General features: G+C 66.4%; 10 protein-coding genes and 1 riboswitch. Of the genes, 2 read left to right on the forward strand and 8 right to left on the reverse strand.

The genetic code is table 11. The annotated features are described in order from the left end of the window. Positions 1–587: 587 nt before the first annotated feature. Positions 588–2,849, reverse strand: coding sequence for an FG-GAP-like repeat-containing protein (locus DAT35_RS29745; protein ID WP_108071242.1), 2,262 nt, complete (start codon positions 2,847–2,849; stop codon positions 588–590). A 402-nt stretch (positions 2,850–3,251) separates the two neighbouring features. On the opposite strand from DAT35_RS29745, the gene DAT35_RS58320 reads away from it, so the two are divergent. Beyond that, on the forward strand, positions 3,252–3,686 hold the full coding sequence (locus DAT35_RS58320; protein WP_146209937.1) for a hypothetical protein: 435 nt from the start codon (positions 3,252–3,254) through the stop codon (positions 3,684–3,686). Here DAT35_RS58320 and DAT35_RS29755 read toward each other — a convergent pair. Continuing rightward, positions 3,618–4,550: a transposase gene (locus DAT35_RS29755; protein WP_108071565.1), complete on the reverse strand. Its 933-nt coding sequence runs from the start codon at positions 4,548–4,550 to the stop codon at positions 3,618–3,620. The genes DAT35_RS58320 and DAT35_RS29755 overlap by 69 nt on opposite strands. A gap of 299 nt (positions 4,551–4,849) precedes the next feature. After that, on the reverse strand, positions 4,850–6,364 hold the full coding sequence (locus tag DAT35_RS29760; RefSeq protein WP_108071246.1) for an FAD-dependent oxidoreductase: 1,515 nt from the start codon (positions 6,362–6,364) through the stop codon (positions 4,850–4,852). A gap of 104 nt (positions 6,365–6,468) precedes the next feature. Here DAT35_RS29760 and DAT35_RS29765 point away from each other — a divergent pair, with 104 nt between their 5' ends. Further along, positions 6,469–6,894: a MarR family winged helix-turn-helix transcriptional regulator gene (locus tag DAT35_RS29765; protein WP_233261789.1), complete on the forward strand. Its 426-nt coding sequence runs from the start codon at positions 6,469–6,471 to the stop codon at positions 6,892–6,894. Between the two features lie 303 nt (positions 6,895–7,197). Here the strand turns inward: DAT35_RS29765 and DAT35_RS29770 are convergent, their stop codons facing one another. The 5 genes from DAT35_RS29770 to DAT35_RS29790 all read right to left on the reverse strand — a co-directional run bounded on the left by DAT35_RS29770 (position 7,198) and on the right by DAT35_RS29790 (position 11,564). Next, complete coding sequence (locus DAT35_RS29770) at positions 7,198–7,512, reverse strand: hypothetical protein (protein ID WP_108071250.1); 315 nt, start codon at positions 7,510–7,512, stop codon at positions 7,198–7,200. Between the two features lie 181 nt (positions 7,513–7,693). Continuing rightward, positions 7,694–7,996, reverse strand: coding sequence for a transposase (locus DAT35_RS61865; RefSeq protein WP_158501935.1), 303 nt, complete (start codon positions 7,994–7,996; stop codon positions 7,694–7,696). After that, a complete protein-coding gene (locus DAT35_RS29780) occupies positions 7,977–9,515 on the reverse strand; it encodes a S41 family peptidase (protein ID WP_158501936.1) in 1,539 nt (512 codons plus the stop codon). The genes DAT35_RS61865 and DAT35_RS29780 overlap by 20 nt, the downstream gene beginning before the upstream one ends. A gap of 152 nt (positions 9,516–9,667) precedes the next feature. Next, positions 9,668–10,387: a PepSY domain-containing protein gene (locus DAT35_RS29785; RefSeq protein WP_108071256.1), complete on the reverse strand. Its 720-nt coding sequence runs from the start codon at positions 10,385–10,387 to the stop codon at positions 9,668–9,670. A gap of 10 nt (positions 10,388–10,397) precedes the next feature. After that, a complete protein-coding gene (locus tag DAT35_RS29790; protein WP_146209938.1) occupies positions 10,398–11,564 on the reverse strand; it encodes a hypothetical protein in 1,167 nt (388 codons plus the stop codon). Between the two features lie 307 nt (positions 11,565–11,871). Continuing rightward, positions 11,872–12,095, reverse strand: a riboswitch (cobalamin riboswitch). Positions 12,096–12,166 lie beyond the last annotated feature (71 nt).

Raw genomic sequence — 12,166 nt, forward strand, 5'->3', positions numbered from 1 at the left:
CTGGCCGCCAGGAAGGGTGTCAGACGATTCGTAGGAGCCCCAGGAAGGGTGTCAGACGATTCGTAGGAGCGGGCCAGCTCGCAAGTCCTCGGAAAGACTTGGAGGCGGGTCGATTCACCCGTCCAGGCCAGGCCTGTCTACCTGGTGCTTGAGTCCCGCGTGACACCCGCTCTGCCTCCACTCAGTTCGGGTTCTTTGACCACCGTTTCGGGGGAGTTCTTTGACACCGTCTCGGAGACACCGTCTCGGACACCGTCTCGGTCTCGGAGACACCGTCTCGAGGACACCGTCTCGAGGGACACCGTCTCGAGGGACACCGTCTCGGAGACACCGTCTCGGAGTTTCGGGGGAGTTCTTTGACACCGTCTCGGGGCCGGAAGGCCCCACGTTGAGGCCGAGCACGCCGCGTGGTCCTGCACCCGTGTGGAATACGGCCTCTGTGGAGGTGAGGTCGGGTCAGGCGCCTGCGCGTCTTTCGGTGCGCCGCGCGCGAAGCACGCGGCGCACCGATTGTCCTACCGAGACCGCGCTGAAATCAGGGCACACCGCCCCTTAGCGCCCGCTTGCCCGGTATCGCGGACAGCGACTCAGAGTCCGTTGGGGACCACGGTCACGGTGCCGGATCCCCTGTTGGTCAGGATGAGATCGGCGTACCCGTCCGCGTCCATGTCCGCGGTGGCGATGGCGTTGAGGCCAGGCGAGGCGCCGGTCGTGACGACGGTGCCCGAGGTGAAGCCTCCGTTGCCGTTGCCGGTCATCGGGCGGACGCCGCCCGAGGCCGTTGTCACGAGGATGTAGGCGTCGAGCTTGCCATCGCCGTTGAAGTCATCGGCCACGACGCCCAGCGCCGAGTTGGTGGCCGTAGTGGCCGCGGCGGCGGACTGAACGCCGCTCGCGAAGGTGCCGTTGCCGTTCCCTTTGAAGAAGAAGAGGTACCGGCCGGCCGCGCCGTTCGAGAGGATGTCGAGCGTGCCGTCGCCGTTGGCGTCGCCGAAGGCGATGCCCGCCGTCTGGCCGTTGACGGCGTTGGTGTAGGAGACTGGTGCGGCGAACGAGCCGTTGCCCTGGTTGATGAGGATCGACAGGCGTGCGCTGGCGGGGCTCGTCACCACGAGATCGGAGAAGCCATCGCTGTTCAGGTCACGGCAGGCGATCGTCGACTGCACGCCGCCGGTGTTCGGGATGCCGATGAGCGTGGGCGCGCCGAAGCTGCCCGCGCCGGTGCCGAAGAGCACGCTCACCTGGCTCAGGGTCACGCTTGTCGTGGCGATGTCAGCCACCCCGTCGTGATCGAAGTCCCCGGTGCAGAGGTGGACGGAGCCCGGGGTGCCGGTGGTGAAGCTCGTCGGCGCGCCGAAGGTCCCGGGCGCGCTCGGGCCCAGGTTCTTGTAGACGCTGATGTTTCCGTTGCTGAGGATCAGGTTGGTCTGGCCGTTGACGGTGACGGCGTCGAGCCACCCGTCGCCGTCCACGTCCACGGCCACGACCGCGTTGCTGGAGAGCGAGGCGCTCCCGTAGTTGACCTCCGGCTGGACGCTGGCGTCGCCGTTCCCCAGGAAAACGGAGAGCGAGCCGGAGGGGGTCAGGATCGATCCGGATTCGGCGTTGGCCACCAGGATGTCGAGCTTGCCGTCGCCATTCACATCGGCGACCGCCGGGGCCAGCGGGTTGTGGTTCGCGGGGGAGCTGACCGGCGTGCCGGGGACCTGGCCGGTGGGCGCGGTCTGGCAGGTGCCGTTCGAGCAGATCTGGCCCGTCGCGCACACGATGCCGCAGGCGCCGCAGCTATCGGCGTCGCTCTGGAGGTTCACCTCGCAGCCGTCGGACGAGTCCCCGTTGCAGTCCCCGAGGGTGCCGGAGCAAGCCTGGCAGTTGGTCCCCTCGTAGGTGGGAGCGCACTGGCAGGTGTAGCTATTGATGCCGTCGGTGCAGGTGCCACCGTTCAGGCACGGGTTTGCGGCGCACTCGTCGATGTTGGTCTCGCAGTTGGTGCCGGTGAAGCCGGGAGCGCACGCGCACGTGTAGCTATTGATGCCGTCGGTGCAGGTGCCACCGTTCAGGCAGGGGCTTGCGGCGCACTCGTCGATGTTGGTCTCGCAGTTGGTGCCGGTGAAGCCGGGAGCGCACGCGCACGTGTAGCTATTGATGCCGTCGGTGCAGGTGCCACCGTTCAGGCAGGGGCTTGCGGCGCACTCGTCGATGTTGGTCTCGCAGTTGGTGCCGGTGAAGCCGGGAGCGCACGCGCACGTGTAGCTATTGATGCCGTCGGTGCAGGTGCCGCCGTTCAGGCACGGGCTTGCAGCGCACTCGTCGATGTTGGTGCAGGTCACGCCGTCGCCCTCGTACCCCGCGTTGCAGGCGCAGGTGAAGGAGCCCACGGTGTTGGTGCAGGTGGCGTTTTCGTTGCAGTTGTCGGTACCGGCGACGCACTCGTTGACGTCGGTGCAGGTGCCGCTCTGGCACGTGAGGCCGTCGCCGCAGGGGACCGTGGCGTCGCACGGCGCGTTCACGGGCAGGCTGCCCTGGCCGCTGCACGTCGGGTCGTAGAGCGGCGAGGTCGGGTCGAGGCTGGTGACATAGTCGCCGTTGTGAGCGCTGTGCGCGTTGATACACGCCTGCTCGCTAACACGGACGATCGTGTAGGGATGAGTCGTCGAGCTGGTCTTGTGGCAGATCTGGACCTTCCCGTTGACCTCAAAGTAGTTGCACTGCTCGGCGGTGAGGGCGGAGTCGGCCGAACCGACGTCCGCGTCATTGTCTCCGACGGAGGTCGCGCTGCAACCGCCGATGAGGCCGAGCAGACCGGCCCCCGCGAGCATGACGAGGAGAGAAGAGGATTGACGTTTCATTGGGTTCCCCCTGAAAGGACGCACCACGGCCACGCGACGGCTTGCGCGGAGAGCGCGGGCATCCAAATGAGACTACTGTTGACTGCGGGTCGCTTTCTTATTCACCCGCAGATCAAGAAAATACAGCATTGCTGGCAATTTACCAAATACCGATTCATGACCGCGGTCGGATTCCTGCTGATTCGGCACAATGACTGCAGTTTTCGCACAGCGACATTCATGCATGCTCCGGCGCAAACCCATCACGTTCCTCGTGAGGCCGGACGCGCGTCGGCGGCGACGAATGATTTGTGAAGCAATGGAGTGGCGGGGCTCAGCGCTCTCTGGGGGAGCGCTTCGTCGTCGGCCCCGCGGGCCCGCGCGAGGCCGCGAGGGTCCGACGGGCTCTCATCGAAGAGCTTCTTGTATTCGACGCTGAATCGCCCGCCGGACACGAAGCCGAGCGAGGCCACGACGTCGGCGACGGTCGTCCCCGACGTCGGCCCTGTGCCGGTGGTCAACACTCCGCCCGACAACGACTTCATGGCCCTCGGAGTCACGACCATCACCTATCTCGGGCTCCGAGAGGGTGTCAAAGAACTCAAGCGAGGCGACCCGAGAGGGAGTCCGGAGGGAGTCAAAGAACGCCGAGAGGGTGTCCGAGAGGGTGTCAAAGAACTCCCCGAGAGGGCCGAGAGGGTGTCAAAGAACTCCGAGAGGGTGTCAAAGAACTCCGAGAGGGTGTCAAAGAACTCAAGCGAGGCGACCCGAGAGGGAGTCCGGAGGGAGTCAAAGAACGAGAGAGAGGTGACGCGGCACGACACGAGGAGGAAAGGAGAAGGGAGGGAAGGGGGCTGAGAAATCCCCTCGCCGCCAGCGAGCAGCCGCCTGGCGGAAAGCCGAGACGAAGGCACGGTACTGCGCGCGCAATTCGAGCAGCACCTGGGGTTTGGAGGCATGCCCCAAAGGACGAGGGCTGCGCTTGAGGCGCTCGGGACGGGTATGCGGGTGCTGCTCCTGCACGGCCCGAGCTCCCAAGACAGGCTTGCCCCGGGCTCGGGCCTTGGCCTGCACCTCTGAGAGTAACGCGCGCACGGTACGCTGCTTGTCCTCCTCATCCAGTCCTTGCCAGCACGGCAGTGGGGCCAGCTCCAACTCCACCGGTTCGGCCCATTCTTCGGCGAAGGGCCCTGGCTGCGCCGCCAGGTCCTCGCTCGTGCGTCCGCTCCAGCGCTTGGTCCAGTTGAACCACCGGAAGAGCCGGCGCGCTGGACCCAGCAACTGAGGCAGGCACGTGAGGCCCGGCCACTCGGCACTGCTCTCCACCAGTCCTTCCTTCACACCGTGGGCGAGCACGTAGCTCAGTCGTCCCACCAGTGCGGTGTCGTCCAGAACGGGTTCGGCCGAATAGCGACGCTCCCAGAAGCCGCCACTCCAGTCCACCAGACGCCCAACCTTCCTGGAGAGGTTGGAGCGCAGGTACTGCATGAAGGAGGCGAGAGAGGCGCCTCGAGCCCAGACCAGCAGGTGGAAGTGATTGGAGGCGAAGGTGAAGGCGTGCAAGCGCACGGAGCCGGAGCTGTGTAGAACGGCTTTGGCGAGCACCCCGCCCACCACCTCGTTCACCTCCTGGCAGGGGCGCAGCAGCAGGCGCCCCTGAAAGCACCTGGAAGTGACGAAGTAGAAGCCCTCCTCGTGGAACATCCTCAGCGGCCAGCCCATCCCCATCCCCTGCAGTCGGTTCGCAGGGCCCGGTGCATCTCGTGGGCCAGCTCGCAAGTCCTCGGAAAGACTTGGAGGCGGGTCGGTTCACCCGTCCAGGCGAGGCCTGTCTACCTGTTGCTTGAGACCCGCGTGACACCCGCTCTGCCGCCACTCAGTTCGGGTTCTTTGACCACCGTTTCGGGGGAGTTCTTTGACACCGTCTCGGGGACACCGTCTCGGCGGGGCCTCCCCGGCGAGGAGTACGGGACTTGATGTCGTCACTGAGGGGGATGAAATCTTTCCGGGGCGGGTCCTGCTCAAGCTGCTCGAGCCGCGAACACCCCGGCGCGCAGTCCAACCCGCTCCAGGTAGTCGTTCAGGGCCGCGAACTGGTGCTGGGTGACCACCGCGCCGACGTAGCCGTCCGGCCGCACCAGCACCCAGTCACCCGGCTCCACCCCGTAAGCCCGCTGGAAATGGCCCTGGGCGTCGACGATGTCACCTCGCGGTCCGACGGCATGGATGTGCAGATGGGGGCGCGGGGGGAGTGCCGAGTCGCGAGCCGTCTCGTAGCCGAGCAACGTCCAATGGGGACCCTGGAAGAGCTTGAAGAGCCGGGTGGGCAGTCCAGCGCTTCCGAGGACGGGCGCATCCGGTGCGCGCGCTCCCGCCCGGATGCCTTGCGTGCGTGAGGGGCTCGGCAGGGACAAGGACGAGTCCGGGTAGCCGAGATCCAACTGATGGACCTCGCGGCCCCGCCGCCTGTCGCCCTCCTGGGCTGCCTTCAGGAGCCTTGTCGAGAGGCCCAGCATCTCCGCGGCGATGGGCCGCCGCTCTTCCTCGTAGGTGTCCAACAGCGTGTCGGGCGCCCCCGCCAGCACGGCCGCCAGCTTCCAGCCGAGGTTGTACGCGTCCTGCACGCTCGTGTTGAGACCCTGGCCCCCTGTCGGCGGGTGGATGTGGGCCGCATCTCCCGCGAGGAAGACGCGGCCGACGCGGTAATGCTCGGCGAGCCGCGCGTTCATGTGGAACGCCGAGGCCCAGGACACCGACCGGATGACGATGTCCTGGCGGCCCGTCCGCCTCGCGAGCAGCGCCGTCAACCCCTGGGCCGACAGGTCGATGTCGCCCTCCAATGCCACGGGACCCTGGAGCTGGAACAGGGGAGTCCCTGGCAAGGGGCAGAGGGAGAGCTGCTCCGGCGTCCCTTCGTTCCAGCGGTGCCAGGCATCCGCCGTTACCCCCTCCTGCACCACGTCGGCGACCAGCGCGCGAACACCGAGCGTCTTGCCCGCGAAGTCGATGTGGAGCGCGTGCCGCACGAAGCTGCGGCCCCCGTCCGTGCCGACCAGGTAGCGCACCCGCGGGGCCTCCTCTCCGGCCATCCCGGTCACGTGGGCCGTGACGCCCTCCGCGTCCTGCTCGAAGCCCTTCAGCTCACAGCCCCACTGGGGACGGTGCCCGAGCTCGGCGAGCCGCTCGCGCAGGACCGTCTCCGTCAGGAATTGCGGCACGAGCAGCGGGCGCTGATGGGGCTCGCTGGGCGTCGGGGCGGGCAGGTCCACCCGCTCCTCGTCGTACCCGCCTTCACGGTAGACACGCTGCGGAGGATAGACCCCCCCCGCCGCGACGAGCCGGTCGAGAACGCCCAGATCCGCGAAGACCTCCTGGCTGCGGGGCTGGATGCCTTTGCCGCGGGAGCCCCGGAACGGCTCGGCCATCTTCTCGATGAGGCGGAAGGCCACGCCCCGCCGGGCCAGCTCGATGGCCAGGGTGAGACCGGCCGCTCCTGCTCCGCAAATCAGCACGTCCGTCGTCAATGGGGATGTCATGGGTTCCTCAATGGGTGTATAATGCACATAATTGGGAGGAAGGGATGACGTCAAGAAGAAATGTGCAAAATGCACATATTGGCTCGAAGATGCGGGAGCTCCACATGGCGCTGCTGGACATCGTCAGCGCCATGAACCGGCCGCAGCGGGACGAGGCCATGGTCAAGGCCGCGGGGATCGCGCTCGACCGGGCCCTGTTCCCCCTGCTGGTGGGCATCGAGCGCTTGGGTCCCATCGGGGTCGTGGAGCTGGCGGACCGCGCCGGGCGCGACTACACGACCGTCAGCCGCCAGGTCGCGAAGTTGGAGGAGTTGGGATTGGTCGAGCGCCGGGCCGGGGCGGCGGACCGCCGGGTCCGTGAGGCCGTCATCACTCCGAAGGGCAAGGAGATGACGGACGCCGTGGATGCGGCGCGTGAGCGGATGGGGATCGCCATCTTCGAGAAGTGGAGTGCCCACGACTTCGACGAACTGGTGCGCCTCATGCGCAAGTTCGCCGACGAGTTGGTGCGGGAGCCGGGCGGGACCTGAGCAAGGCTTTGATGCTCGGGGCGGTCATCCAAGGCTCAACACACCGCCTGCTGGCGTATAGGCGGGAGAGAAGCCATGTAGAGGGTGAGGGCTGGAGCGGAGGGGCCGAGAAGGGCCGCAGCCGGGGCTAGCAAGGCCGAGCGCCGCGCCGGTACACGGGACGGTCCATGGTGGTGCGGAGCGAAGGGGAGTTCTTTGACACCGTCTCGGGGACACCGTCTCGGGACGGATCGGGAGAAGGGGCTGCCTCAGACAAGCCCCTTCTCTTGTCAGGCGATCATGAGACGAGATGCGTGCGGTGTTCTACTTACAAGCGCCGTACGTGTGCTGACACCCGCCGATGGTCTCGGTTACGCTGGTAACCGAGCACCCGGTGCTGCACTTCACACAGATGGTCTCGCTGTGGATGTAATTGATGTCAGGGCAGTACATGACGTCGGTCGTCTTGGTGTAGCCGGTACCACACGGGGCCTGGGTCGTCGTCCTGGTGCAGGCCAGCAGCGTCTGTGTATCCACCGACTGGGACACCGATGCGTCGTCCTCAACGGGGAGTTCAGTTCCACAGCCGAAGGCAAAGAGCGAGCCCATGAGGCCAGCCGCAAGTGCGAGCCGCTTCATAATAATTCCTTTTGTCTTTTGTGATTGGTGCATGTGTGTCATGCACAATTCGTCCATAACATGGAAATCTCTAGCTTCAAATGGCAATTACATCGTGATGGATGCGAGGCGTATCAGGATTTCTGACGTCGCTCGGCGTGCATCGAAACCCGCTCCGTCCTTGAGAATCTGGTAATCGCTTTCACATGGGGCGACGACCCGCACGCGCTCGAGTGTAAGTACTAAGCCTTATTTCTCTGCTCCTCTTGTACGCATAAGACGAATGGGGGCACTGTTGAGGGTAAAGGCTGGAGCCGAGGGGGAGGGAAGGGCCGCCACCGTCAGCCTCGCGCACCCAGTTGCGCAGGGCCGATTCAGTCAGGTCCAGGTCCTTGGCAACCTGGGGCAGGTTCTTGCTGCCCTCGCGCACCAGCCGGACTGCCTCGGCCTTGTACTTCGGCGTAAAACTCCGCCCACGGAGGACATTACTTTGCTGAGACGCCATGGCCTCCGCTGAGCATGCAGAGACGGGAGTTCGGCGTCCGCCACTTGTGGTGCAACAGGTCGACCGCGAGCCGGTAGACGGCATCTTCCTGGACGCCGTACTCGCGCACGTCCGGCTGGAGCACGCAGTGCGGAATCACGCCGCGATTGCGCGGTAGACCCGACACGTTCAACCGGAAGTGGAGGAGCGGCACCGAGAGCTCCATGCGCGAGTTTGGGAGCGTCAGCTCCCAGCTGTAGCCGCTGCTGTTGCCCTCATAGGTGCCCCCGACCTCCTCCCCAATGAACAGCCCGCGCCCCTGACTGTAGAGCATGCTGGCCAGCTCGGCGGCACCTGAGTAGGTGCGGCCACCCACCAGCACGACCAGGCGGCCCTTGAAGACGGGCGAGACGGGACGCCAGTGAGACTTCAGCCCCAGGGGCGGAAGATCGAGGCGCCGGAGCGTTCCGCGCCGCGTCTGCCGGTAGGTGGCGAGCTCCTCGGGCTCGAAGACGGTCTGCTCGAACTGCTGGCCGCTCGTACTCGTGACGGAGAGGTGCTGGGCGCGCACCTCCACGAACGCGTATTTGCGGAAGGGCTGCTCGACCAGGTACGAGAACAGTACGTTCTCGTTCGACTCGGAGCCGCCACCGTTGTCCCGAAGGTCGAGGATGAGGTCACGGGCCTTGCGCTGCTCGAGCTCCTCGAAGAGCGCCTTCAGGGTGTCGGGATAGCTCGTGCCCGCCTCGCGGTAGCGCCGGTTGCTGAACGTCGGGACACGCAGGAGGGCTGTGTGTTCGTCAACCCAGCGGAGGGTGGCCAGGGGAGAGCGGGCGTCATCCTCCGGTGGGCGCGCGGCCACGGGAACAGGCGTGAGCGCAACCTCCCGGAGGGTGCTATCGGGAAGGTGGAGGCGAACCTGGAACCGCTGCTCCGCGCCGCGCAGCAGGTAGCGCTGCCGCGCATAGCCGCCACCATCCAGCTCGCGCATCACGCCGGTGGCGACGTCTCCATCGCCCCCGACCGCCAGCCACATCTCGTGAAAGAGGTCCTCCCAGGATTGGCCGTTGATGGCCAGCAACCGGGCTCCCGTGGGTACGTCGGCGGCATCTCCATGGCCGCGCAGGACATAGGCACCCTGGTCGGTCCAGTAGAGATCGAGCGGGAAGAGCCTGGCCTCCGCACGGAAGCGGCAGCGCATGGCGTCGCTCAGGCGCAGCGTCAGGTGATCCTCGCCCAGGCTCGCGAGCAGGGATGCCATCAACTGGTACAAACCGAAATCATCCTCGACGGAGGAGAGCCGCGCCCGAGCAGCGCGCGTGGCCTCCTGCCAGTGGCGCTTCGGGTGATGCCAGTCGAGCGCAGGGAAGGCCTGCTCGAGGCTGGCGATCGACAGCTCCAGGTCCTCACGTGCCTCGGCCTGCGACAGCACGCGCGGCGGCGTGGCACCCTCGCAAGCGGCACGCGCGTCCACGGCCAGGAGTGTGCCCGACATCAACGCCCATCCGAGGGCACCACCGGTCGTGAGTCTGAGCTTCATGGGTGCGCTCCCACTTCTCATCGAGAAGAGGGGCTGTCTTGGGCCCCTCGCGCATCATATTCCGTGTTACGGATAGGAAGGACAGGAGCCCGACGGGATGCTGCAGAAGCGCTCCCAGCCTGCCACATCTCGAATCCAGGGAAGTGCCTGGCTCAGGCCGCCTTCTGGCGGATGCGCGCCGCGCGAAGCTGAATTCCCAGGATGCCCAGGCCGCTGAGTGCCACGAGAAGCGCCAACGCCCCCGTGATGCGCAGCCCCCAGTGCGCCGGGCTCTCACGTGAGACATAGCCGAGCGTGTGCAAGCTCCAGAGTGCGTCGAAGGTGCGCCAGGTGTGATTGCGCCAGGCAACTACCTCTCCAGACGTCGGAGACACGAACACCACCGTGCCCGCGCCATCCTCCAGCCGAACGCGGAACACCGGGGGCGTGAGAAACGGCTCCTCCCCCTCTTGCGAGACAGACTCGACGGAGGCCACCGGAGCCCTGGCACGGTGCGCGGCCTGGGCAACCGCGCCGGCCTCTTCCGCGCTGAGCGCGGGACGCACACGCCCATCTTCCGCATCCACCAACACCGCCCCGCCGGGCGTCAGCTCCACGGCGTAGACGGGCCTGCCGAGGAGCATCCGCGCGGACACCTTCTGCACCGAGCTGCCCGGACTCTGCGCCAGCGCGCGGCGCGCGGCATCATCCAGGGCGATGCGCACCCGCGCCACGTCGAACACCGGTGCGGGCGCGCGGTCGTCTTCTCCGCGCACCCGCCCGAAGTCGAAGAGGGAGAAGGCGAAGCCCGTGAACGTCCAGATGAGCAGTTGCGCCCCGATGACAAGCGTGGCCACCCTGTGGGCGCGCCTGAGCTTCGCTCCCCAGTTCATCGCGTGCTCCTTAGTGGCAGTAGTTCTGGCCCATCGGGATGGTGACGCTCCAGGGGTAGAGGCCCACGTCCTCGAAGACCTTCACCACCTTGCGTGTCTGCACGTCGATGACCGCCACCTGGTTGGCGCTGCTCACCGCCGCGACGATGTAGCGGCCGTCCGGGGTGGTGGAGGCAATCTCGACGTTGCCATCCAGCGGGATGCGCTCGACGATTTCACCACGCGTGGTGTCCACCACCGCCACATCCTGGCGCACGCGGTTCATCACGAAGGCCCTGTCTGGGGCCAGCGAGGAGAAGTTCACCCCGTAGGCCTCTTCGTCGCCCGGCAGCGTGGCCGCCACCCGGTGCTCCGTCGTGTTGAGCATGGACACGGTGCGATTACCGAAGTTGGGCACCAGGGTCCGCGGCGGAAGGCCGGCGAACGGGTGCTCGGCAAACGCGACCCAGGGCCTGCTCCCCACCTTCACCTCCGACAGCTTGCGCTGCGCCACGGTGTCGTAGACGAGAACCCGCCCGGTGGCTGCGTGCGCGGCGTAGAGCACGCCCCGCTCGTCCACCTGAGCGTCGGCGAAGCCCTCTTCGTCCTTCACCGGAGTGGCCGAATCGAAGCCGTCGAGGGGAATGTGGCCGGCCACCTCCAGCTTCTCCATGTCCACCCGGGTAAGGTGGTGGGCGCCGATGTTCGCCACGTACCCGAAGCGGCCATCCCGGCTGAAGCGCATGAAGTGCGGGATGGAGAAGCCAGACAGGCGCTTCACCTCGGCGTCCGTCTTCGAGTCGAGGAAGGAGATGGAGTTCTCCTCCTCGTTCATGATGGCGAAGTACTTGCCGTCTCGGGTGAGTGACAGGTGCGTGGGGTGCTTGCCCACTCGCACGCGGTGGGTGACCTCCAGCCGTCGCGCATCGACCACCACCGCTTCGTCGGTCGCGCTCGAGTCGATGACGACCCTGTCGAAGTCCTTGCTGAGTTCCGCCATGTGGTTGGAGCGCCCCTGCGTCGCGATGCGGCCGATGATTTCCAGCCGGTCGAGGTCGATGACCGTGAGCTCATCGGAGTCGCGGCTCACGATGTAGGCGCGGTTCTTCAGGTTGACTTCGGGTTCGCTGTCTTCACAGCTCATCAGTGCGACCGCGGCCAATGCGGACAACGCTGCGCACACAATCCTGCTCTTCATGGCGCTCCTCCTTCAGGGGTGCTGCGGGGGTGAGTCGAAAGACCCCTGATGGCGGCCGCGAAGAACGAAGGGGGATGCGGACCTCCGACCGAGCGCGAACGGCTCGTGCTTGCACGGCGGCATGCACGCGCAGCAAGAGCGCAAACGGGCAAACGGTAGGAGATGGAGCCTCGTCGGGTGTACTCCGCACCCGAGCGCATCGCGCGCAATCGCATTGGCAGACCTCCTCCCCGGCGGAGCCCGTCGGAGCAGCCGCTCCACCGCGAAAGCGGGGAAACGTCTGCGGACGACGGGCGGACCGAGGCAGGGGTTTGACGCCCTCTCAGGTAGGTCTCCTGGCTCGCAAGGTCGGAGAGGATGTCATCCTCTCCTTCCCCTCCCCCTTCCCCAGTGATGCCCTGGTGGGCTTCTCTGAGTGGGACTTCATCGGAGGGGCTTTCGCCCTGCTTACAGTGGCGGGACCGCGCCGGACTCTCACCGGCTTCCCTGTTATGCCCTCAAACCGAGGGCACCCGAGGGAGCATCGATTCAATTGTTGGACGGCCTCGTAGCGCGCCCGCATCCCGGAAGTCAACCTCGATACGCGTGCTCCTGCCGGGGCA

The sequence above is a fragment of the Vitiosangium sp. GDMCC 1.1324 genome, from assembly GCF_003044305.1.
GTDB lineage: Bacteria > Myxococcota > Myxococcia > Myxococcales > Myxococcaceae > Archangium.